General features: G+C 64.7%; 19 protein-coding genes and 1 pseudogene. 5 read left to right on the top strand and 15 right to left on the bottom strand.

From position 1 onward, the window contains the following. Positions 1 to 140: 140 nt before the first annotated feature. The gene (locus ACH488_RS07930) at positions 141 to 2,435 is read left to right on the top strand and encodes a SulP family inorganic anion transporter (RefSeq protein ID WP_397323369.1); all 2,295 of its coding nucleotides are present in this window, start codon (positions 141 to 143) and stop codon (positions 2,433 to 2,435) included. 182 nt (positions 2,436 to 2,617) lie between these two features. Then, positions 2,618 to 3,223 (top strand): DUF1992 domain-containing protein, encoded by a 606-nt coding sequence (locus ACH488_RS07925; protein WP_397323368.1) that lies wholly within the window; start codon positions 2,618 to 2,620, stop codon positions 3,221 to 3,223. Between the two features lie 127 nt (positions 3,224 to 3,350). Here ACH488_RS07925 and ACH488_RS07920 read toward each other — a convergent pair whose 3' ends face one another. Further along, positions 3,351 to 4,691, bottom strand: coding sequence for an ammonium transporter (locus ACH488_RS07920; protein WP_397323367.1), 1,341 nt, complete (start codon positions 4,689 to 4,691; stop codon positions 3,351 to 3,353). Between the two features lie 175 nt (positions 4,692 to 4,866). After that, positions 4,867 to 6,075 (bottom strand): MFS transporter, encoded by a 1,209-nt coding sequence (locus ACH488_RS07915; RefSeq protein WP_397323604.1) that lies wholly within the window; start codon positions 6,073 to 6,075, stop codon positions 4,867 to 4,869. Between the two features lie 198 nt (positions 6,076 to 6,273). Between ACH488_RS07915 and ACH488_RS07910 the strand changes: the two genes are divergently transcribed. Then, positions 6,274 to 7,005 (top strand): glutamine amidotransferase, encoded by a 732-nt coding sequence (locus ACH488_RS07910; protein ID WP_397323366.1) that lies wholly within the window; start codon positions 6,274 to 6,276, stop codon positions 7,003 to 7,005. Positions 7,006 to 7,084: 79 nt separating this feature from the next. On the opposite strand, the gene ACH488_RS07905 is transcribed toward ACH488_RS07910, so the two are convergent. The 9 genes and pseudogenes from ACH488_RS07905 to ACH488_RS07865 all read right to left on the bottom strand — a co-directional run bounded on the left by ACH488_RS07905 (position 7,085) and on the right by ACH488_RS07865 (position 16,639). Beyond that, the gene (locus ACH488_RS07905; RefSeq protein ID WP_397323365.1) at positions 7,085 to 9,280 is read right to left on the bottom strand and encodes a transglycosylase domain-containing protein; all 2,196 of its coding nucleotides are present in this window, start codon (positions 9,278 to 9,280) and stop codon (positions 7,085 to 7,087) included. Positions 9,281 to 9,387: 107 nt separating this feature from the next. After that, positions 9,388 to 9,861 carry a sensor histidine kinase gene (locus ACH488_RS07900; protein ID WP_397323364.1) on the bottom strand — a complete coding sequence of 158 codons (474 nt, stop codon included), beginning with the start codon at positions 9,859 to 9,861 and terminating at the stop codon, positions 9,388 to 9,390. A gap of 212 nt (positions 9,862 to 10,073) precedes the next feature. Further along, the gene (locus tag ACH488_RS07895; protein WP_397323363.1) at positions 10,074 to 11,630 is read right to left on the bottom strand and encodes a carbohydrate-binding domain-containing protein; all 1,557 of its coding nucleotides are present in this window, start codon (positions 11,628 to 11,630) and stop codon (positions 10,074 to 10,076) included. Between the two features lie 32 nt (positions 11,631 to 11,662). Then, positions 11,663 to 12,451, bottom strand: a complete 789-nt coding sequence (locus tag ACH488_RS07890) for a polyphosphate polymerase domain-containing protein (protein ID WP_397323362.1) — start codon at positions 12,449 to 12,451, stop codon at positions 11,663 to 11,665. Between the two features lie 164 nt (positions 12,452 to 12,615). Further along, positions 12,616 to 13,254 (bottom strand): annotated as a pseudogene (locus ACH488_RS07885) (DUF4956 domain-containing protein); the annotation flags it as partial. Further along, positions 13,251 to 14,474, bottom strand: a complete 1,224-nt coding sequence (locus ACH488_RS07880; RefSeq protein WP_397323361.1) for a GtrA family protein — start codon at positions 14,472 to 14,474, stop codon at positions 13,251 to 13,253. The pseudogene ACH488_RS07885 and the gene ACH488_RS07880, both read right to left, overlap by 4 nt. A gap of 2 nt (positions 14,475 to 14,476) precedes the next feature. Next, positions 14,477 to 15,442 carry a phosphodiester glycosidase family protein gene (locus ACH488_RS07875; protein ID WP_397323359.1) on the bottom strand — a complete coding sequence of 322 codons (966 nt, stop codon included), beginning with the start codon at positions 15,440 to 15,442 and terminating at the stop codon, positions 14,477 to 14,479. A gap of 124 nt (positions 15,443 to 15,566) precedes the next feature. Next, on the bottom strand, positions 15,567 to 16,151 hold the full coding sequence (locus ACH488_RS07870; RefSeq protein ID WP_397323357.1) for a DinB family protein: 585 nt from the start codon (positions 16,149 to 16,151) through the stop codon (positions 15,567 to 15,569). 128 nt (positions 16,152 to 16,279) lie between these two features. Beyond that, complete coding sequence (locus ACH488_RS07865; RefSeq protein WP_397323355.1) at positions 16,280 to 16,639, bottom strand: VOC family protein; 360 nt, start codon at positions 16,637 to 16,639, stop codon at positions 16,280 to 16,282. Positions 16,640 to 16,690: 51 nt separating this feature from the next. Here ACH488_RS07865 and ACH488_RS07860 point away from each other — a divergent pair, with 51 nt between their 5' ends. Together ACH488_RS07860 and ACH488_RS07855 are read left to right on the top strand one after the other, a co-directional pair. Then, the gene (locus ACH488_RS07860) at positions 16,691 to 16,996 is read left to right on the top strand and encodes an MmcQ/YjbR family DNA-binding protein (RefSeq protein WP_397323354.1); all 306 of its coding nucleotides are present in this window, start codon (positions 16,691 to 16,693) and stop codon (positions 16,994 to 16,996) included. 151 nt (positions 16,997 to 17,147) lie between these two features. Then, positions 17,148 to 17,447 carry a hypothetical protein gene (locus tag ACH488_RS07855; protein WP_397323352.1) on the top strand — a complete coding sequence of 100 codons (300 nt, stop codon included), beginning with the start codon at positions 17,148 to 17,150 and terminating at the stop codon, positions 17,445 to 17,447. An 88-nt stretch (positions 17,448 to 17,535) separates the two neighbouring features. Here the strand turns inward: ACH488_RS07855 and ACH488_RS07850 are convergent, their stop codons facing one another. Genes ACH488_RS07850 through ACH488_RS07835 form a run of 4 tightly spaced genes read right to left on the bottom strand, consistent with a single transcriptional unit; the run spans position 17,536 to position 22,653 of the window. Continuing rightward, positions 17,536 to 18,348: a bifunctional allantoicase/(S)-ureidoglycine aminohydrolase gene (locus ACH488_RS07850; RefSeq protein WP_397323350.1), complete on the bottom strand. Its 813-nt coding sequence runs from the start codon at positions 18,346 to 18,348 to the stop codon at positions 17,536 to 17,538. A 13-nt stretch (positions 18,349 to 18,361) separates the two neighbouring features. Then, positions 18,362 to 19,624 (bottom strand): DUF6986 family protein, encoded by a 1,263-nt coding sequence (locus tag ACH488_RS07845; protein WP_397323349.1) that lies wholly within the window; start codon positions 19,622 to 19,624, stop codon positions 18,362 to 18,364. Position 19,625: 1 nt separating this feature from the next. Beyond that, positions 19,626 to 21,224 (bottom strand): malate synthase A, encoded by a 1,599-nt coding sequence (gene aceB, locus ACH488_RS07840; RefSeq protein WP_397323348.1) that lies wholly within the window; start codon positions 21,222 to 21,224, stop codon positions 19,626 to 19,628. Between the two features lie 34 nt (positions 21,225 to 21,258). After that, positions 21,259 to 22,653, bottom strand: a complete 1,395-nt coding sequence (locus ACH488_RS07835) for an NAD-dependent malic enzyme (protein WP_397323347.1) — start codon at positions 22,651 to 22,653, stop codon at positions 21,259 to 21,261. Between the last annotated feature and the right edge of the window lie 203 nt (positions 22,654 to 22,856).

The following is a 22,856-nucleotide window of genomic DNA, read 5'->3' as shown; positions in this document are numbered from 1 at the left end:
GCCCCCGCATTAGTTCCCCTTTATCGCCATGTGAAGCAGGCCATTCACAACTTTTGTCAAATCTGTCACATCAGCTTGTCACTAGGCATGACAACTTTCCTACGCTGAAGGGGTCCAGTTTCCGAGCCAAGGAGATTCCCATGCCGCAGGCATCCAAGACAGCAAACGACGCCCACAGCCCGCCCGGCGCCAAACCCGCCGCTAAACCCGCCACCAAACCCACTTTCCTCAGCAACCTCGGCGCCGATTTTCCGGCGTCCCTGGTCGTCTTCCTCGTAGCACTCCCGCTCTCCCTGGGAATCGCTGCCGCATCAGGTGCCCCCATCATGGCGGGCCTCATCGCAGCCGCCGTCGGTGGCATCGTCGCCGGAACGCTCGGCGGCTCTGTCCTCCAGGTGAGTGGCCCCGCGGCTGGACTGACCGTCGTCGTTGCCGGTTTGGTTGCCGAGTTCGGCTGGCAGGTGACCTGCGCGATTACGGCGGCTGCCGGCGTCGTGCAGTTGCTCCTGGGCCTGAGCCGCGTGGGACGGGCCGCGCTGGCAGTGTCGCCAGTGGTGGTCAAGGCCATGCTCGCCGGCATCGGAATCACCATCATCCTCCAGCAGATCCACGTGCTGCTCGGCGGCGAAGCCGCGGGGTCCGTCGTCGAAAACCTGGCCGGGCTGCCCGGCGCGATCACCAACGTCGAACTGCATTCCGCACTACTTGGCCTGGCCGTCGTCGGGATCCTGCTTGGCTGGAAGTACCTCCCGGCCGCGGTGCGCAAGGTGCCTGGGCCGCTTGCCGCCGTCGTGGCCGTGACCGCCGTGTCCGTCGCGGTGGCGCCGGGCGTGGAGCGCATCAGCTTCAGCGGCTCCATCTTTGACGCCATCGCGCTGCCGAGCCTTCCAGACGGCAACTGGCGCGGAGCCGTCATGGCCGTCATCACTGTGGCGCTGATCGCGAGCATCGAGTCGTTGCTGTCCGCCGTCGCCGTGGACAAAATGCACACCGGCGCACGGACCAACCTCAACCGCGAACTGGTTGGCCAGGGTTCGGCCAACGTGGTGTCCGGTCTTTTGGGCGGCCTCCCGGTAACCGGCGTGATTGTCCGCAGCGCCACGAACGTTGAAGCAGGCGCGAAAAGCCGCACGTCCGCGATCCTCCACGGCGTGTGGGTGCTGGTGTTCTCGGCGTTGTTCGCCGGCATGATCCAGCTGATCCCGTTGTCCGTGCTGGCCGGGCTCCTGCTGGTGATCGGCGCCAAGCTGGTCAAGATTGCCGACATCAAGACGAGCCTCCGCACCGGTGATCTCCTGGTCTACGCCGTGACGCTGGTGTGCGTAGTGGTCCTGAACCTGCTGGAAGGTGTGATCATCGGGCTTGCCCTTGCGGCGCTGTGCGTGCTGTGGCGGGTCCTGCGAACCCAGATCCACGCCCATGCCCCGGCCGCGCCGGCGACGCCGTGGCGTGTGACCATCGCCGGGTCCTGCAGCTTCTTCGCGCTGCCCAGGTTGAGCCGCGTTCTGGGTTCGGTGCCCGAGGGCGCCGACGTCGTGGTGGAGCTCAACGCCGACTACCTCGACCACGCCTTCCGTGAGACCTTGGTTGCCTGGCGGGCCCAGCACCGCAGCACGGGAGCTTCCGTCAGCATCGAGGAGCACGGCAGTACCACCTTCACTGATGCTGCCGACAATACGCCCCAGCGCCAGGACCTGCGGGAGTTCCCGTTGCCGCCGCGGGCGTCATGGGAGCCTTCCGTGGTGGCTGGCACGGCAGCGGACGACGACGGCGATCCGCACCCGCCGCTGCGGTCCATCCTCCTTGGCATCGACAAGTATCACCGCCGCCACGCAGACAAGGTCCGGCCATTGGTGCAGGACCTCACCGATGGGCAGAACCCGGACACCCTTTTTGTTGCGTGCGTGGACTCGCGGGTGAACCCGAACCTGATCACCAGCAGCGGCCCAGGTGACCTGCTGACGCTGCGAAACATCGGCAATGTGGTCTGCAGCGATGACCACGATGCCTCCATCGATTCCACCCTGACCTTTGCCGTGAAGGCCTTGTCAGTGGACTCGATCGTGGTGTGCGGGCACTCCAATTGCGGCGCCATGAAAGCCGTCCTGGCTGACGCCTCGGGGTCGGCGCCTGCCCTTGGCTCCGGGTTCGATACCTGGCTGGAGCACGCGCGGCCCAGCTACCGGGCCATGGTGGATGGCCATCCCGTGGCGTTGGCCGCCGAGGCCGCCGGGTTCAGCCGCCTCGACCAGCTCAGCATGGTCAACGTCGCCGTGCAGTTGGCAAAGCTTGAGCAACACCCTGTCACGGGACCGGCCTTGGCCGCCGGACAGGTTCAAGCCACGGGGTTGTTCTACGACATCTGCACGGCCCGGGTTGTCCTGGTGACACCCGACGGGATTGAGCAACTGGATCCAAGCATGGCCGTTCGCTGATTTCCTGGCGATCCGTGTGCCGCCACCACCCACTTTCAGCCGAGGAACGCCCCGACACGCCGTCCCACGCGGCAGATCGGGGTATTCCTGCCCCAAAGTGGGTGGTGGCGGCACGGCTGTTTGGAGGCCGCCCCTGTGGGGAATACTGGAAAGAAGACCACGACTCCGGCAAAAGACGATTCGTGAGAGGCGGTGGGCCCGTGGACCATGAAGGCAGCAAACGGCGCCTGGAACGCGCCGCCGAGCTCCGGGCTGGCCGATCCACCGGAGGCAACGCCCAGGAACGGGCAGAGCTCGACGCCGACGACGCCCTCCGCGAGAAACGGCGCAAGGTCAACGAGGCCGCCCGCGCCGACTACCTGGTCCGGGAAGCCATGGCCCAGGGAAAGTTCGACAACCTTAAGTACGCCGGCAAACCGATCCCCGGTCTCGGCAAAGGCTACGACCCCGACTGGTGGGTCAAGGGCCTCATTCAACGCGAACAGATCAGTGGCCTGGGACCACCGGCCATTCTGCTGCGCATCGAGGACGCCGAACTGGAGTCAAAGCTGGACCAGTTCCTCATGGAGAAGCAGGTCCGCGAAACGCTCGAGGACTTCAACAAACGGGTGATCGAAGCCCGGCGCCAGTTGCAGGGCGGGCCGCCGGTGATCACCAAGCTCCGGGACATGGAGTTGGAAGTCCAACGTTGGCGCGACCGGCGTGCCGCGGCTGCCCCGGAGGAAACCGAGCCCGAACCGCCGTCGAAACGCAGTTGGTGGCAGCGCCTCTGGAACGGACCCAACTAAGGGACAGCAAACGTCGCTACGAGCCCCCATTGCGACGCGAACTGTCCCCTACTTGGGTGGGGACCGCAAAACAGCGGACGACGGCGGCACTCGCGTACCGCCGTCGTCCGCTGTTCCGTGGGGGGAGCTAGGCGAAGCTGTCTTCCTTGGCTGAACCCGAGGCGGGACCAGCCGGAGCCGGTTCAGGCTTCCGCTTGATGAGCGAGGACAGGTGCGCCTGCTGCTGGCGGAAGTGTCCGTGGGGTGTGAGCCCGAATTCGTAGGCGGACTCTGCGTGCTGGGTGAGGTCCACGCCGGTGACCTCGTGCTCGTGGGTGACGCGGAAGCCGATGGTCTTGTGGATGGCCCGGCCGATCACCAGGGTGCCCAGGCCGGAGAGCAGGATGGTGACCAGCACAGCGACGATCTGCGCGATGAGCTGCTGGGGGCCGCCGCCGTAGAGGAGGCCGCCGCCCACACCGTCCACCGGAAGGGCGATGAAGCCAAGGGACAGGGTTCCGATGACGCCGGCGCCGAAGTGCACACCCACTACGTCAAGGGAGTCGTCGAAGCCGAACTTGTACTTCAGGTCCACAAAGACGCAGCAGGCGGCGCCCGCAACGAGGCCCAGGCAGAGGGCAGCCAAGGGGCTGATGTTGGCACAGGACGGGGTGATGGCAACCAGGCCGGCGACGACGCCGGAGGCTGCACCCAGGGACGTGGGGTGGCCGTGGCGGACCTTCTCCACGACGAGCCAGCTGAGCATGGCCGCAGCGGGAGTGACCAAGGTGTTGATCCAGATGAGGCCGGCCTGCGCTGCCGTGGTGGCTGCGCCGCCGTTGAAACCGAACCAGCCAAACCACAGGATGGCTGCGCCGATCATGATGAACGGGACGTTGTGCGGGCGGTGGTTGGGGTCCTTCGCGAATCCGTGACGCTTTCCCACGATCAATGCGAGGACAAAAGCTGCGGTTCCGGAGCTGACTTCAACCACTGCGCCACCGGCGAAGTCGATGACCTGGCCGAAGATGTCGGTGAGGGCGCCGCCGGCACTCATGAGGCCGCCGCCCCAGATCATGTAGGCGAGCGGGCAGTAGACCACGGTGACCCAGATCGGCACGAAAACCGCCCAGGCGCCGAACTTGGCACGATCGGCGATGGCGCCGCTGATGAGTGCCACGGTGATGATGGCGAACGTGGCGGCGAAGCCCGCCTTGATGAGATCCGGGGTGCCCACCAGGTCCTGGAGGCCGAAGTGTGCAAAGGGGTTGCCGAACAGGCCCAGGATGCCGTCGCCGGTGGTCATCGAGTAACCCCACAGGACCCACACCACTCCGACGATGCCGGCGGAGATGAAGCTCATCATGATCATGTTCAGGGCCGCCTTGGCGCGGGTCATGCCACCGTAAAAGAGGCCGAGGCCCGGGGTCATGAAAAGCACCATTGCCGATGACAACATCAGCCAGACGTTTTGCGCAGAGATCTCCACCTGCGTTTCCCTTCTGATCAAGCCTGTCCGTGACGGGCCTGGAAAAGTCGGCCCTCGCTACCCCCGGGTTCAATACTCGGTGAGCTATGTTTCCGACTTAGAGGAGCTAAGTTGCAGGAAAGTTACAGAAATCCGGCCTTCGTGAAGATCGCGTGACTGGCATGTTTCGGCGATGTTAACGGCGCTTCTCGCGGCCTCCTGCCGGGTACCCGCCGCGGCGGCTCGCCATGATGATCACCAGCGCGACGGCGGTGGGCAGCGCCGCAGCGAGGGGCACCAGCTGCGCGCCAACCAGGGTGAGGGCCAGGGCTCCGTAGCCGGCACCCACCGCGATGCCCACCTGGATGGTCACCACAGTGAGCCCATTGGCCGCGTCCTTGTGTTCGCCGCCCGCGCGGAGGATCGCCGCCTGGTTGTAGATACCCATGGCGCCAAAGGACACGCCCCAGAGGACCATGAGGGCGAACATGCCGACGGTCGAGGTGCCCAGTACCGGCAGCAGCGCGAACGCCAGCAAGAGAAGTCCGACGGCGGCAATCACCGAACGCCGTGGGTGGGAATCCGCGGTCAGGCCGGCGATCCAGATGCCCAGCAATCCCGAAACACCCACCACGGAGAGTGACACACCCGTGAGGGCCTCGGGCAATCCCGAGGCCAGGAGGAACGGTGCCACATAGGTGAACAACGTGAAATGAGCCAGCAACAACAAGGGCCAGGCCGTGGCAACCGCAACGACGCCGGGCAGTTTGAGGGCAGCACGGATGGAGGGGGCTTTGTGGTTTCCGGGGTCATGCGCGGCAGGCAGGAGCCAGAATGCCAGGACCGCGAGCAGCACACCCACGCCGGCCAGGACAATGAAGGACGCCCGCCACGTCATGAGCGTTCCCATCAGGGTGCCGATCGGAGCGCCGACGGCCAGCGCGATGCTGGTGCCACTGAACACCACGGCCATGGATTTGCCCACGGAATGCGCCGGAACGATCCGCGCAACGTAGGGAGCCATGCTGGACCACAACATGCCGTGGGCGATGCCGCCGAGCAAACGGGCAACTACGGCTACAGCCAGCGTCGGGCTCAGGGCCAGCAGGATGTTGCTGATGGCAAAGACCAGGACGGTGCCGATCAACAGAGTTTTCCGGGGAACCCTGCCGCCCAGCAATCGCGACAAGGGCAGTGCGGTAAACACGATGATCGCGGCGTAGGCGGCGGTCAGCGAACCCACCGCCGATTCGTCCACTCCAAGGTCGCGGCTGATCTGCGGCAGCAGCCCCGACGGCAGAAGTTCCGTGGTCACCGCCGTGAAACCGGCAGCGGCCAGCACCAGCAAACCGCCCCACGGAATCTTGGTGGGGCGTTGGCTTGGTACCGGATTCTGGGGCGTCACCTCGTTCGGTGACTTGTTGTGCTGGGTTGCGACCACGGCGGGGTCCTGCGTCAAAGATGCTCCTTGGGGATGAATCACGTATTTGGGGCGTTAGCGTGAACAATTCCAACGCTACGCATTTTGTTCCCGCGCAGGGAGTGTCTGTCAGACCTACCCATTTACTTGGAATGTCGCGTCGTTCTCCCGCAGACTGGGCCTGTGAAGCCCTTCCTTTTGCTGGCGACCCGGGCCGAAGACGCCGCAGCCGACGACGAGTACCTGGCCTATCTGCGTTATTGCGGCCTCGAAGAATCTGAACTGGTCCGTGTGCGGCTGGAAGCAGGGCCAATGCCTGCCATTAACTTGGACCACTACTCCGGAGTGATTGTCGGAGGAAGCCCCTACACCTCCAGCGATCCTGTGGAGGAGAAGAGCCCGGCCCAACTCCGGGTCGAAGCCGAGCTTTCCACGCTTCTGGACCGCATTGTTGAGCAGGACTTCCCCTTCCTGGGCGCCTGCTACGGGGTTGGCACGTTGGGTGTGCATCAGGGCGCCACCATCGACCGGCGTTTCGGTGAGCCAGTGGGACCTGCTGAGATCAAACTGACGGCCGAAGGTGAACGTGATCCGCTGCTCGCCGGGTTGCCGCACACCTTCGACGCTTTCGTGGGGCACAAAGAGGCGTGCAGCAAACTCCCCGGCCACGCGGTCCTGTTGGCCAGCTCCGCCGCCTGCCCGGTCCACATGTTCCGGATCAAGAACAATCTCTACGCCACGCAGTTCCACCCCGAACTCGACGTGGACGGACTCGTCACCCGGATCACCATCTACAAGGACGCAGGCTACTTCCCGCCGCACCAGGCCGAGGAACTCATCGAGACCGCACGGCAGACCTCGATCACCGAACCCATGCGTGTGCTCAGGAACTTCACCGAGCGCTACGCCCGCTAACCAACCCACGACGGCGGCAGGTCGCCGTCGTCGGTTACCCCGCCTGTAGAACGCAGCGTCTCAGGTGACGCCTGGGTGGCTACCTCCCCGTCAACCGGGGCACGGCCGGTGCCGTGGTGATGGGTGCGGGCGCCGGCGGGGGAGCGGGGGCATTGAAGGCGCCGCTGGGGTAGAGGGCCGTGGCTTCCATCATGTAGTTGGCCCATTGCGGCCCGGCGATCATGTAGCCGTCCAAGGACTTGTAGAACTTGCCGTTGATGGTGACACCCTGCCCCGCGCGCTGTTGGCCGGCCGAGGTGTCACCAAAGAAGGAAGCCGTGGCCAAACGTGTGGTGTACCCGGCAACCCAGGTGGCGCCGTTGTTGTTGGACGTTCCTGTCTTGGCCGCCACGGGCACCTGGTTCTGCACTTTCGGGTTGATGTACACGCCGGAACCCATCTTCAACACATCCTGCAACACGGACGTCACCCCTCGCGCCACGGACGGTTTCACGGCGTCGCGGCATTCGGTTCTTTGGGCGTCGTACTTCCGGCCTTGGGTGTCGGTGATGTCGGAAATGGCGATGGGCTTGCAGTAGGTGCCGTCATTGGCGAAGGTGGCGTAGGCGGAAGCCAACACCACCGGAGCAACGCCGATGGAGCCCAGCAGGTTGCCGATCTGGTGCATGTTCACAGGAGCGTTGTCGAGCCCGCTGTGCAGGCCAACGGTGTCCACCATGCGCTGGATGCCGCAGAAGTCCAGCTGGGCAGCCGTGGCGAAGGTGGCCGTGTTGATGGAGTTGTAGAGTCCGTAGTTGATGGGCATGGGACGGTAGTAGCCGGCGTCGTTGTTCTGCAGGTCGTCGTCGGCGCCGAGGTTCTGGGCCTTCTGCGCTGAGCTATAACCGCCAAGGACGCGGCCGCAACTGTCACGCCAGGGGAAACCCACGGGGTAGACCCTGCGCGAGGCATCCACAATGGCGGTGGGGTTCTTGCCCTCATTGAGCCACTCTGCATAGATAAAGGGCTTCATGGTGGAACCTGGCTGGAAGCCGCCTGCACCGTTGAGGTCGTAGCCGTTCTCGTCCTTGGCGTCCACGTTGAAGTTCAGCTGGGTATCGTACTTACCCGGCTCTGGAACGAACACCGTGTTTTGCGCCATGGCCAGGATTCGTCCTGTCCCCGGCTCCACGGTGGTCATGGCCGCACCCCACTTGTCGGGGTTCTCCCCGGCGGAGGCATCCACTTGGGCCTGGGCCGCGGCCTGCAGGCGGCTGTCCAGGGTGGTTTTGATGACGAGCCCGCCGCGGTACAGGAGGCGCTCGCGGTCCGCCATGGTGGCGCCGTAGGCGTCGTTGTTCAGGATCAGGTGGGATACGTAATCACAGAAGTAGGTAGCGATCACGGCCCCGGCGCAACCCTGCAGCGAAGGGGTGATCTTGAGCTCCACCGGCGTTGCCACGGCGGCGTCGTGGTCCGCCTGGTTGATGACGTGCTGGTCCAGCATCCGGTCCAGGACGATGTTGCGCCGGGCGATCGCGGCGTTGGGGTCAACTGTGGGGTCGTAGATGCTGGGGCCATTGACCAGTCCGGCCAGCATGGCCGCTTGCGGCAGGTTGAGATCCTTCGCGGAAACGCTGAAGAAGTAGCGCGAGGCAGCTTCGATCCCGTACGCGTTGCGGTTGAAGAACACGATGTTGAGGTAGCCCTCAAGGATCTGGTCCTTGCTGAACCGCTTCTCCAATTCCAAGGCGAGCTTGACCTCGCGGAGTTTGTCTCCCATGGTCTTCTGGCCGCTGAGCACCACGTCCTCGGGCCTGCCTTGGGAGAGGCGGGATTCGTTCAGGACGTTGGTGACGTACTGCTGGGTCAGCGTGGAGGCCCCTTGGCGGGTGCCTTTGGTGAGGTTGGAGGTCAGCGCGCGCATGATGCCCTGCGCGTCGACGCCGGCGTGCTGGTAGAAACGGTTGTCCTCAATGGCAACGATCGCCTGCCGGATGAACGGCGACATCTGGTCCAGCGGAACCTTGACGCGATTCTCGGCGTAGAACGTGGCGATGGGCGTCCCGTCGGAGGCAACCACGGTGCTGGACAGGGACGGGGAGTTCACGTCGAGCTGGCTGGGCAGGCTTTCGTAGAAACCGATGGACCCGCCCACGGTGGTGCTGGTGAAAGCAACCACCGGGACCACCATCCCGGAGATCAACACGCCACAGAGGAAGCTGATGAAGAAGAACCCAAAGAGCCTGAACAGGAACCTGCCCAAACCGATGCGTTGACCCTTGTTCCGTGCCATTTTCCTGCCGTTCCGTCCGGATTCCTGGCTGAAAAGTAGCTACAGAATACGTCCGGTCCGGCCATCGATCCATGGTTGGGGTGGCCAAACAAGGTCCCAATAAGGACTCAATCCAGCGGCAGCGTCACGCTCACGCTGGTGCCGCGCCCAAGTTCCGATTCGATGTTCACTGTCCCGCCGGCGTCGTGAACCGCGAGCGACATGAGCAGGAGGCCAAAGCCGTGACGCCGTCCGCTCGGAGCCGCGTGGATCTCGAAGCCGTTGCCGTCGTCCGAGACCGTGAGTTGGATGCCGTGGTAGACGGCGTTGAGCCGGATGGTGAGTTGGCCGGCGTCGGCGTAGTTGAGGGTGTTGCTGAAGGTCTCTTGGGCCACGTGGTAGAGGAGACCTGCGGAGGCAGAAGAGATCTCGATGCCGTGGTGGGGGATGTCCCAGTGCACCTCAACCCCGGAGCGCCGGAGTGGTTCGGCCAGCCGGTCGATGCATCCCGCCACACCCAGTGCGTGGAAATCCACGGGATGCTGGTCCTGGATGATGCCTTTCACGGCCCTCACATCCGTTGGAGCTTCTGCCTGTTCCATTTCTTCCCCCACGTCGTTGTGTCCTGCTGGTTATTCGTTGCCGAAACCCCCAGGTATGGGTGCTTCGCCTGAAACCAGAGTCACGCCGCAACATCAAGGAACAGGTCCGTTTGGCTCAATTTCCCATCAAGTTTGTGGTGCCCGACGGCGGCACGTGCGTACCGCCGTCGGGCGCTGTTCTTCGTGCGCCCGGGGACGTATCTTCCTGAGACTTACCGCCGGCCTCCCGGGCCCTGAGCCTGGGTGTACTGCCCGGCGGTAACGGTCCCCATGGACTCGGCGCCGTCGATGGAACCTGTGGTCAGCCCGGCCTTGGCGTCAGCACTGCCTTCCGTGTACACCGTGTACGTCTGGCCGTCACTGATGGCGGAGGAGGAGTAGACCAGGGACGCGATGGTCTTGGTGGTCACGAACGTTGCCACCACCTTGCCGGAGGAATCCACAAGGTGGATCGGGGTCCCGGCCGCAACGGAGGAGTTGAACGTCAGCTGCACGCCGGACTGGGTGGACGTGGTTCCCGGGGTCACGGCCATGCCCGCGCTGCCGGCCGCGGCAACCGTTCCACCAGTGACGGTGAGGTCTCCGTTCACGTCCAGCGCGCCGTTGCCGTCATTCGTGGGACCGTTCACCACGATGGTTCCGCCGGAGATGGTGGCGCTGCCGTTGGAGTCCAGGCCGTCGCCCTCGGAGTTGATGGTCAAGGTTCCGCCGGAGACGTCCACGGTGTAGTCGCCGGCCTCCTGAGAGCCGCCGCCCATGCCGCCACCCGGTCCGCCCATGCCCGTATCAGCGGAAGTGGAGGACGAGCCGCCCGCTGCGTTCACGCCGTCGTCGTTGGACGTGATGGTGGTGTCGCCGCCGGAGACCACAATGTGTTGGGCTTCCAGGCCCTCCTCGGATGTGGCCACCGTGACAGTCCCACCGGAAACAGTGAGTGTGTTGTACGCCTTGACGCCGTCGTCGCCGGCATTGACGGTCAACGATCCACCGCTCACCAGCAGCCAGCCGCGGCCTTCGTCCGTGTCGTTGTCCGATTTCACGCCATCGTCGCCCGCCGTCACGGTGTAGGTGCCATCCAGCAGGGCCGTGTAGTCCTTGCCGCGGATACCGTCGTCGGCGGCGTCCACGGTGACGTTCCCCGAGGCCAGGACCAATCCGTCCTTGGAGACGATGCCGTCCTTGTATTTTCCGTTGACGCTGAGCGAGCCGGGGCCGGCGATGGTCAGGTCGGCCATGGAATAGAGGGCAGCATTGGGTGCGTCTTCCGCCTGGTCGGTGTAGCTGGAGGCGTCCGTGAGTGTATTGGTGGTGCCGTCCTGCAGGTACACGATGGCCTCATCGGCGCTCTGCACTACGAATGGCGAGCCCGTTGAATTGCCCAGTTCCACGCCGTCCAGGATGATCCGCACGGTGTCCGAATCGCCGGCGGCCACCACGATCTTGCCGTCGGTGAGCGAGCCGCTCAACCGGTAGGTCCCGGCGGCGCTGATGGTCACCGTGGTGCCGTCCACCGCCACGCCCGTGGAGGCCGACGACGTCACTTTGCTGCCGCCGTCGGACAGGCTGACTGCCACCTCGGAGGAGGCGTCCCATGTGAGGTCGTCGCTGTCGAAGTGGGTGTCCTCGGAGATGGTGGAGGCGCTGACCACTTGCTGCGTGGACGAGGTAGAGGTGGTGCCCGTGGCGGTCGTGGCGGCGGTGGAGCAACCTGCCAGCGAAACAGCAAGGGCGACGACGGCAACGGAAAGGTAGGTACGGAGGGAGCGCATGGTGTGTTCCTTAAGGGTGGGAGGGGCAGGTGTCAGTTGGCGGGCCGCAGGGGCAGCCGGCGCCGAAGGGTCTGGTTCCAGCGGTTGGCCGGCAGTTCGGGGTGGAGGGCTGCCATGCCGGTGGCGAACTTGGAGATCCGGCAGGGGCGGACACCATGTGCCCACAAATGCCTGTCCAGGGGCCCGGGGGCGGAGCCGGACTTCGTCTCCACCACCACGGCGTTGTCCAGCACCCACGGTTGGCCGTCGGGACGCTGCCACGTGACATCGGTATCGATCGTGGCGCGGCTGCCCGACTCCGGCAGGTACAGCGTGGTGCGGTGGTAGGCAGTGGACAGCACGGGCTCCATGGGGCCGAACTCCACGTCCCCGATCGCCGCGGCCAGGGTTTCGTTCACATAGGCCAGGCCTTCGTCGGTGAGCCGGTCACGGTCGCAGGGTTCGTAGGGAATCCGTTCCTTGACGGTGGCTTCGCGGGCTCCTTCGGTCTTGACTTCCAGGAAGCTCACGGCGCTGTCCACATATGTTCGGGTGCGGACCTTGAACCGCCGGCGCCTGCCATGCGCCGCCATCATGTAGCTGTCCAGTTCCGGGGTGTCGAAGTAGACGGAGTCGTAGGCGAACGTCCGGCTGCCGTCCATCTCCAGCACGCGTGCCACGGTGGTGAATCCGGCGAAGATCCGGCGGGCGCTCGCCGAGGGGACCAGGTACTTGCGGTCCACCCGGGTCAGCAGCGCGGCTTCGGTTGTCAGCTCTTCAAGCCCGACGGCGGGAAGCTGGCTGAGGTGCGGGATGACGGGGGCTGCGTCGGGGCGGCTCATGCGACACCTGCCGAGGTGTGGCGCTGGGCTTGCTCCGACTGCTGCGGGGTGTGCTGGTGGGGCTGTGCCGCTTGCTGGTGGGCCGGCGGTGTTTGCTGCTGGGAGTGCCAGGCTTGCTGCGCCGCCTGCTGGTGGGGCTGTGCCGCCTGTTGGGCTGCCTGTGCTGCAGAGCCCGGGAACACGGAGCCCGGAAGCTCCTGCGGTGCCGGGGCCAGTGCACCCGCGGGCCGGTCGAAGCCGAGCTGCGGGACGGAGCGCCGTGCCCGGACTGCGTAGCGCACATCCACGATCGTCTTGTCATTGACCAGGTCCAGTTCCTGGATGGTGGCCGAGTGAACCGTGCCGTTGAGGACTTCCTCCAGCCGGGCATTGAGTTCAGTTTCATTGTTGATGGCTCGGTCCAGGACCACGGTTTGGTGGCGGTACGCGGGAAGGACAGCCGGGTTGTCGCCGATGAACATCACCAGCAGCACCAGGCCCATGAGGGACAACGTCAGCCAGAGCGGCTCCACTCCGATGCCGGCGATCAAACCCAAGGCCAGCGCCGAGAAGTAGTAGGCCACCTCGTGCTGGGCCAGTTCCGTGGACCTGAGCCGGATGATCGAGAGGACACCGAAGAGTCCCAGCCCCAGTCCAACGCCGGCCGCGGATCCGGAGAGGGCCGTGGCGACTGCCAGGACTCCCACGTTCATGCCGAGGTAGGAAACCACCAGGTCACGCCGCCGGTGCCGGCGCAGGTAGAGGGCCAAGGTGAGGATGGTGATGGCAATAAGGTCTGCTGCCATGAGGATGATGGTGTTCATCGGATTCTCCGGAATCTGTTGGTGGGCTGGTTTCCACGATTCCTGGTGCTGCTGTGCTGAAACTGTGCCGGGGCCAAGGCTGGGATATGACTTTCGACGTCGGCCCTGGGGCGTCCACGCGTAGGTCCCGTCTGCCCATACCCGGCCTCCGTAAGCACCTCCGCCGGATCTTCCCCCGAAGAGGCTGGCTGCGAAGCACGGACCCTGCCGGCGAACAGTAAGCGCTGCTGGACGGCATAGCTCACACCGAGGAGGGTCAGCTCCGTGGCGAGCTTCGCGGGCAGCTCGGGTACGGCCAGTGACGTCAGCGACCACATGATGGCGTAGTTGGCTGTGAGCAGGACGAGCACCAAGGCCACGTAGCCGGAGATCGCCGAACGCAGGGATTTCTCCTTGCCGTGCTCAAACACCAGATTGCGGTTCACCAGGAAATTCACGCCCGCGCTGACGGCCCTGGCACCAACCACAGCCAGCAGGAGGGAATCTGAGAGCGCCGTCAGCATCAGGAAGACGATGGTGTCCACCAGGAAGGCAGAGAACGACGAGCCCAGGAACTTCAGTAAAGGTGCATAGATCCTGACCGAGTCCGCTACGGGGCGGAAATGGGAGCCTGAGTTGTGGTCCAGGTACACCGTGGCGATCTCCACGGTATCTATGCCGTAGCCGGCCTGCTTGGCCTCGAGCAGCAGGTTGAGTTCGTACTCGTAGCGTTGCCCACGGACCGTCAACAGCCAGGGGATCATGTCCGCGCGGTACCCCCTCAACCCGGTCTGGGTATCGGGAATCCCTTGGCCCGTTGCGAGCTTGAACAGCCACCGCGTCACCGTATTGCCAAACTTGCTGCGCGCCGGAACATCGCCGCTGAAGGAGCGGCAGCCCAGCACCATCGATGCCGTCACGCTCCGCACCCTGTCCGCTACAGCCAGGATGTCGGCCACTCCGTGCTGGCCGTCGCTGTCGGCGCAGACCACGTCATGGCCGGGGAACCTGTCCGCGATGAATGCGAAGCCGCTCTTGAGGGCGTGGCCCTTTCCGCCGTTTGCCGCATAACTGAGGACGTGGCACCCAAGCCGGGTGACGCCGTCGAACACGTCCTGGAAGGCGGGGCCGGAACCGTCGTCAACCACCACGATGGTGATCCACGGATCCGCGTCCCGAAGGTTGTTGACCAAGGAAATGAGCTGCTGGTCCGGCTCGTACGCCGGTATCAGGATGATCATGGCTACTGGGCGATGTAGAGGATGTCCGAGGTGCCGCGCTCTTTGTTCTCACCGAGCGGGTTGTTCACCAGGGATCCGTTGAAGTACATGGTGGAGGAGCCGCCGCCGTCGATGTTGTACGCGGTGGTGGCGCCGAGGTCCTTCATGATCTGGGCCAGGCCCGTCATGGTGACGCCGGCGGAATAGCCCGGGCTTCGGCCGTCCACCACCACGAACACCAGATGGTTCTCGTCGATCACACCCACCGCCGTGCGTGGTTGCTCGCCCTGGATGGAGTGGTTGCCGAAGTTGGTGTCCACCTCCACATCCTCGATGCCGGACGCGATCTCGCCGTTGTCCAGCAACGACGGGCCGAAGGAGAGCGTGTTCCACACACCGTCGGCCACGAGTTGTTCGGCCGTGGTGGTGGTCTCGTCGTACACCTTCACGGTGCCGTCCTTGTAGAACGCGAGGCCCTGCCGCGCGCCCTCGTCCCGGTACACCACACCGTTCCGGATGACGATGCCCGTGTCCCGGAAGCCGTAGTAGTCGCCGTTGATGGCGAAGATCGCGTTGTTGTCGGCGGCGATGTCCGAGGTGTTCTCGGTGATGTTCTCACCGAAAGTGTCCTGCGCGAAGGCCGACTTCAGCGTGGTGGCGTCGCTGAGGACGACGTCGGCAACGTAGTAGGTCACGGTGCTGTCGCCGCTGCCGGTGGTCACAGTGGAGATGGTGACGCCGGTGTCGCCTTGGGTGTAGCTGGTGTCGGTGACGACGGCTGATTCGTTTGTTGTGTCCGAGGTGGTGGTTGTCCCGGCCTGGCTGGCCTCATAAGCGGAGACGTTCGTGATTTGGGCGTGCGGGATGACGAAGCGGTCCAAGGCCCAGGCAGCCGCGCCTCCCGCAGAGAGAGTGACCGCCAGGACAGCGGAGACGACGGCGCGCCGGGTCCGGCTGCCCTTTCGGTGTTCGGTCCGTGGAGGAGTCATGCCTCCTTTTTACGGAGGCAGGCTACGCCGGAGGTTTGCTGGGCTTATGCGTGGGCTGTGAAGGGTGCCCCTTGGCTGTGAAGGGTTTGCCGGCGGTGTCCTGGGGCTGGTCCCGGCGCTGTTGTCAGCGCCTGCGGTCGGCCTGCAGCGCGGCCTCCTCGATCCGGTAGCGGTGGGCAGCGAGCTCCTCGGAGTTCCGCGGCGGGATGTTCGGATCGTTCGGTCGCTGGCCGGCCTGGCCGTCGATGAGTTCCCGGATGATGTCGGCGTGGCCTGCGTGCCGGGCTGTCTCCACACACATGTGCACCAGGATCTGGTGCAGGGTCACGTTCTTCTTTTCCTCGGACCACCACGGCACCACACCGGGTGCATCCAAGGGGAGGGACTCGATGGTTTCGTCGCTGTGCTTGGCGGAGAAGTGGTGCAACTCGATAATGCTCTGCATGCTTTCGTCGGCCGGAACCCACATATCGGCGTCGGGCTCGGCTGTGGCCTCATACCACGGAAGTTCCCTCCCGTCGGGCCGCCCGAAGGTCTCTCCGAAGTACCCCAACTCCACGCTGGCCACGTGCTTCACCAAGCCCAGCAGGTTGGTCCCGGTGGGAGTCATGGGCCGGCGGGCATCGTATTCGCTCAGGCCTTCCACTTTGCCGAGCAGGTCGGCCCGGCGTGTGCGGAGGTAGTTCAGCAACGTTGCTTTCTCATCCATGGGAGCACTCTACCGATTCCCTGCGACACCGTGTGGGACGCGACTTCGCTGGAAACCGGTCCTTTCGCACGGAAATTCGCATCGGTTTTCGCACCTCTCCCGCGACCGCGAAGTGCCCGACGGCGGTGCTACCGCGGCGCCCGGTCGATGACGCAGAAGCGGTTGCCGTCGGGATCTTCCAGAACCACGAAGTCAGGGTCTTCAGGGTACAGGTCCCAGTCGACATGCCCGGCGCCAAGGGACACCAGCCGTTCAATCTCGGCGGCCTGGTCATCCGCGTATAGGTCCAGGTGGATCCGGGGGTGTTCCTGGACAGGGGTTTCGCTGAACATCAGGGCGAGCTGCGCGCCTGGACCGGAGGCGGGCACCAGGATCACCCACGTGTCATCGCCGGGCTCGCGGGGTACGTAGCCCAGGGCCGCCTGCCAGAACTCCGTTGCACGGGCGAGGTCGTTGACGCCCAGGACTGTACTGCCGATGGTCAACATGTGCCCAGCGTAGTCCCTTGTTTGGGCGCTAAGTGGGTGCCACAGTGAACCATGGCCACCGAAGAGGACGTCCGGAAGATCTGCCTTGGCCTGCCAGGGGTTACCGAGCGACCCAGTTGGGGGCAACCCGCGTGGTTCGCCAAGACCCTCATGGCCCGGATCTGGGAGGACGGCGTGGTCACGGTCAAGACCGACGAACGCGAAGCCCTGGCAGCCATGGAACCGGACAAGTTCTTCTGGACTCCCCACCATGACCGTTCCCCGAACCTCGTCCTTGTGCACCTCACCAAGATCGACGTCGGTGAACTCGCCGAGCTGCTCCAAGAGTCGTACCGGATCGCCGGCGGCCCGAAGTAAACGTTGGGCCCGCGCCTCCGTCCGTCCCGTTGGCCCGCGCCTCCGCGGTCGCTGGAAAACGACGAAATCGCCGGAACATTCCCTGCGAAGGGGCAGTGTTCCGGCGATTTCGGCGCTCCAACGCGGACCGGGGCGGGCTAGGCTTGCACGCATGGGGGACAACAACACACGTGGGGAACACAACTCACCGCAGCCTGCACGCAAAGTCCGTGCCGTCATCGTGCCTTTGCTGGCGCTGATCGCCGTGATAGCCGGGCTGATCGTGGCGTGGAACGGGAAAGACGAACCCATTGGTTGGTTCGCCTACGCGCCGTTGAGTGACCAATTCTTCACCGGAAACGGAGCCGCATTCGTCAGCCAAGGAACGCAGATCGGCCTGCTCATCGCTGTGCTGGGCCTGCTTTCCCTGACGTTCTGGTCCGGCTTCACCCTAGGACGACGCCGCCGCTGAGCTGAGCTGCGCCGAAACCGCCTGAAAACGACGAAATCGCCGGAACGTTCCCTGCGAAAGGGCAGCGTTCCGGCGACTTCGGCGCAGTTTAGGTGAGCTTCACCTGGCGGTTCATGTCCTTGTACAGCAGGTACCGGAACTCGCCCGGCCCACCCGCGTAGCAGGCCTGCGGGCAGAACGCACGCAGCCACATGAAGTCGCCGGCCTCAACCTCAACCCAGTCGTTGTTGAGGAGGTACATGGCCTTGCCTTCAAGGACGTACAGGCCGTGTTCCATGACGTGGGTCTCCGGGAAGGGGATCACGCCGCCGGGTTGGAAGGTGACGATGTTGACCTGCATGTCGTGGGCGAGGTCGCTGGAGTCCGTGAATCGCGTGGTCTTCCAGACGTCGTTGGTGTCCGGCATGGACGTGGGCTCAATATCCTTCTCGTTGGTCACGAAGGACTTGGCCTCGTAGCCCTCGAGCCGCTCGTACGCCTTGCGGATCCAGTGGTAGGACACGATGTCGTCGGAGACGTTCTCCACGCCCCACTCGGCACCGGCCGCGAGGTAGGCGTAGCCGCCCTCTTCGAGGTGGTGCAGTTCGCCGTCGAGGGTCAGGTTCAGCTTGCCCTTGGTCACGAAGACCACGCCTTCAACGCCGGACTCGAACTCGGCCTTCGGAGCGCCGCCGCCCGGAGCGATCTCCACGATCAGCTGCGAGAACGTGGTGGCGAAGCCGGAAATCGGACGCGCGATGATCCACGAACGCGTGTTGGTGAAGCCCGGCAGGTTGCTCGTGACGATGTCCGTGAGGACGCCCTTGGGGATCACGGTGTAGGCCTCGGTGACGATGGCCCGTTCGGTGGTCAGGTGGGTCTGCGGCGGCAGCCCGCCCTGCGGGTAGTAGTAGTTGCCCATACGGTGCTCCTAATCAGTGCGAAGTTGGTTGTGCGAGCCGCGGGTGCGCCAATGCGGTCAGCTGGGAAAGTTCGACGCCGGCAAGCGCCTTGACCTCGTCGGTCCCCACTGCGCCGCATTGGACGCCGCGGAGGACGAAGCCTGCAAGGGCACGCGCGGTGGCGGGCTCGTCCATGACGCCGCCTTCGGTGCGTTCCACGTAGTTCCGCAGTCGCAGCGCCGCGGCTGGCAGGCCTTCGCGGTAGAAAGCGTACGACGCCGAGAAACGGCTGGGGAGCTGGGCGGCGTGGAGATCCCAGCCCTGGTAGTAGCCGTTTTCCAGGGAGCGGCGTACCAGGCGGCCATGCAGCTTCCACGCGTCTTCCACTGCGTCACCCACGGGGATGATGTTGGTGGAACCGTCGGAAAGGCGGATGCCCGTGCCTGCGACAGCCAGTTGCATGACTTCCTTGGCGAAGTCGGCCACGGGGTGTTCCATGGACTGGTATTCCGCGGAGATCCCCAATGATGCGCTGTAGTCGTACGTGCCGTAGTGCAGGGCGCTGATCCGGCCGGGAACCACGTGGGGGAGCTGGGCCACCGGGGAAGTTCCGTCGGCGCCGAGGATGAGCTGCGGGGTTTCCACCTGCACCTCAAAGCGAAGCCGTCCCGCCGGGAGTCCGTGAACTTCTTCAAGCCGCGAGACGGCGTAATCCATGGCCTGCACCTGTGCCACCGTGGTGACCTTCGGCAGGGTAAGGATCAGCCCGGCCGGGAGTTCCCCGGAAGCAGCGAGCGTGGAGACGAACAAATCCAACGTGCGAAGACCGCGTGCCCGGGTGGGGGCCTCAAAGCACTTGAAGCGGATGCCGATGAAGGGCGGAGCCGTTCCGGCAGCCACCGCAGCAGACACGGCCTTGGCGGCAGCAACGACGTCGGCATCTTCTGCCTCATCGCCGCGGTCGCCGTAGCCGTCTTCGAAGTCCAGGCGGAGGTCCTCGATGGGCTCGGACTGCAATTTGGCAGCAACCCGGGCCGCGACAGCGGCAGCAAGATCGGGCTCCTGGCCCAAAAGCTGACCGAGCTTCTCGAGACCACCGTGCGCCTCCGCCGTCGCGAGCGCCTGGGCTCCCCACTCGGCCGCAAAGGAAGCAGTGAAGCGGTCGGCCGGGACATACACGGTGTGGATCGGCTGGCGTGAGCCGTCGTCGCCGGGGTAGTTGCGGTCAAGCAACTGGTCCGTGGCGGCGAGCTGTGACTCGATGTGGGCCAGATCGGAAGACGAAAGTGAACCCATCTCAGCCCACCAGCTCATACGCGGGCGTGGTGAGGAAGTCCGTGTAGTCGTCGGAGAGGCAGATGTCTTCGATGAGTTTGGAGGCCGGTTCGTAGTACTTGGTGAAGTTCTCGTCGCCGAATTCGATGCGGAGGCGTTCGGTTTCTTCGCCGAGGATGCGGCTGACCAGTTCGCGGGTCACCGTGTTGCCGGTGTCCGCGAGGATCGACTTGTTGCGCAGCTGCTGCCAGACCTGGGAGCGGGAGATTTCCGCGGTTGCGGCGTCTTCCATGAGGTTGTGGATGGCAACCGCACCGCTGCCGGAGATCCAGACGCCGGTGTAGGCGACGGCGACGTAGAGGTTCAGGCGCAGTCCGGCTTCGGTGACGGTGCCGCCGGCGGAGGCGACGTCGATGAGCTGCTCGGCGGTGACGTTCACCTCGGGGCGCTGCTTGTCGATCTGGTTCGGGCGGTCCCCGAGCACGGAGTCGAACACTTCGCGGCAGGTGGAGACCAGGTCCGGGTGGGCAACCCAGGAACCGTCGAAGCCGTCGTTTGCTTCGCGGGTCTTGTCGGCGCGGACCTTGTCGAAGGCTGCGGCGGTGACGTCGGGCTGCTTGCGGTTGGGGATCACGGCGGCCATGCCACCCATGGCGAAAGCACCGCGCTTGTGGCAGGTCTTGACCAGGAGTTCGGTATAGGCGCGCATGAACGGAGCCGTCATGGCAACGGTGGCGCGGTCCGGGAGGACGAACTCTTCGCCGGCATCGCGGAAGTACTTGATGATGCTGAAGAGGTAGTCCCAGCGGCCGGCGTTCAGGCCGGAGGCGTGGTTGCGGAGTTCGTAGAGGATCTCGTCCATCTCGAAGGCAGCCGGGATGGTCTCGATCAGCACGGTGGCGCGGATGCTGCCCTGCGGGATGCCGAGGTAGTCCTGGGCGAAGACGAACACGTCGTTCCACAGACGGGCCTCAAGGTGGCTTTCCATCTTGGGCAGGTAGTAGTACGGGCCGTGGCCGTTGAGCAGCAGCTGCTTGGCGATGTGGAAGAAGTGCAGTCCGAAGTCAACCAGGCCGCCCACGGTGGGTTCGCCGTCGATCAGGAGGTGGCTTTCCTCCATGTGCCAGCCGCGGGGGCGGGCCACGACGACGGCCAGGGGAGCGTCCGTGCGGAGGCGGTATTCCTTGCCTTCGGGGGAGGTGTAGGCCAGGGTGCCCTGTGCTGCGTCGCGGAGGTTGAGGATCGCGTCGATGACGTTGGGCCACGTGGGAGTGGAGGCGTCTTCGAGGTCGGCGAGCCACACCTTGGCGCCGGAGTTCAGGGCGTTGATGGCCATCTTGGCCGGGGTGGCCGGGCCGGTCATTTCAACGCGGCGGTCCTGCAGGGCGGTCGGTGCTTCGGCAACCTTCCAGTCGCCGTCGCGGATTTCCTGGGTTTCCGGAAGGAAGTCCAGGCGGCTGGTCTGCGCTACGGTATCCCGCTTGGCCTTGCGGGCCTGGAGCAGTTCGTTGCGGGTGCCGGCGAAGCGCTTGTGCAGTTCCTCGATAAAGGCCAGGGCTTTCGGGGTGAGGATTTCCTCGGCGCGTTCGATCGGCCGGGGATCAGTGACTGTAATAGCCATGGGAGCGGATTCCTTTGTCTATAGTGCGCTGGTGCTAGCTGGCTGCGTTTGCGTGGGCTGCAGCTGCAACAGCGGCGGCCACATCTCCGGCAACGTGGGGATCGAAGACGCTGGGGATAATGTAGCTCGCGTTGAGCTCGTCGTCAGCCACCCGGTTGGCAATAGCCTCGGCTGCGGCCACCAGCATGTTCGGCGTGATGTCCGAGGCTCCGGCGTCCAGCAGGCCCCGGAAGAAGCCCGGGAAAGCCAACACGTTGTTGATCTGGTTCGGGAAGTCGCTGCGTCCGGTGGCCACAACCGCTGCGTGCTTGGAAGCGATGGCGGGGTCGATCTCCGGAGTCGGGTTGGCCATGGCGAACACAATCGCGTTCTCGGCCATGGAAGCAACCTGCTCTTCGCCGATCACGTGCGGGGCGCTGACGCCGATGAACACGTCGGCTCCCTTGAGGGCGTCGTGGAGGCTGCCGGAGAAGCCTTCCTCGTTGGTGTTCGCGGCGATCCAGCTGCGGTGCTCGTCGTCGTACTTTTCACCCGAGTGGATGGCGCCGGAACGTCCGGCGGCGACGATGTGCTGCGCGCCCTGTGCCTTGAGGAGCTGGATGATGGCGGAGCCGGCAGCGCCGACGCCGGAGACCACGATCTTGACCTCGGAGAGCTTCTTGTCCACGACGCGGAGGGCGTTGACCAGGGCCGCGAGCGTGACGATCGCGGTGCCGTGCTGGTCGTCGTGGAAGACCGGGATGTCGAGTTCTTCGCGGAGGCGGTTCTCGATCTCGAAGCAGCGCGGAGCCGCGATGTCTTCGAGGTTGATGCCGCCGTAGACGGGTGCCATGGCCTTGGCGATCTTGATGATCTCTTCGGTGTCCTGGGTGTCCAGGCAGACCGGCCAGGCGTCCACGTTGGCGAACTGCTTGAACAGTGCGGCCTTGCCTTCCATGACGGGAAGCGCTGCGGCGGGACCAATGTTGCCAAGGCCCAGGACAGCGGAACCGTCGGTGAGCACGGCGATGGTGTTGCGCTTGACCGTCAGGTTGCGGGCAGCGGCCGGGTCTTCTGCGATGGCAAGGCAAACACGCGCGACGCCGGGAGTGTAGGCGCGGGACAGATCGTCGCGGTTGCGCAGGGCTACTTTCGGGACGACCTCGAGCTTGCCGCCCAAGTGCATCAGGAAGGTGCGGTCGGAGACGTGCTGGACCTTGACGCCGTCGAGGGCGTTCAGGGCGTCCTTGACGCGTGCGGCGTGGTCATCGTCCGTGGTGTTGCAGGTGACGTCCACGACGATGGTCTCGTGGTGGGATTCCGTGACGTCCAGGGCGGTGATTGCTGCACCGGCTGCGCCTACCGCGGCTGCCAGTTCGCTGGTCGCGGTGAAGCTCGACGGCGCGGAGACGCGCAGGGTGATCGAGTTACCGGGGCTCGGATTCGCCATTGAAATTCCTCCTGTTAGGCCCGCTTCCGGGCCGCCGTTCCAAACTGAATGTTTTCGTATTATGGATATTATTATCTACAAAGTGGAAACACAACCCCTTGATCGGTCATGTTCGGTGTCGTCGCACACTGCTGCCACGTGCTGTATCTTGGGTGTTCTAAGCAATTCTTTTCACGATGCGGATAAGAGTTGTCGGAATCTGA

This window comes from Paenarthrobacter sp. NPDC018779, assembly GCF_044391085.1.
In the GTDB taxonomy this organism is placed as follows: domain Bacteria; phylum Actinomycetota; class Actinomycetes; order Actinomycetales; family Micrococcaceae; genus Arthrobacter.
The sequence above is the reverse complement of the archived record's forward strand: the minus strand, read 5'-3'. Positions and strand labels throughout refer to the sequence as shown.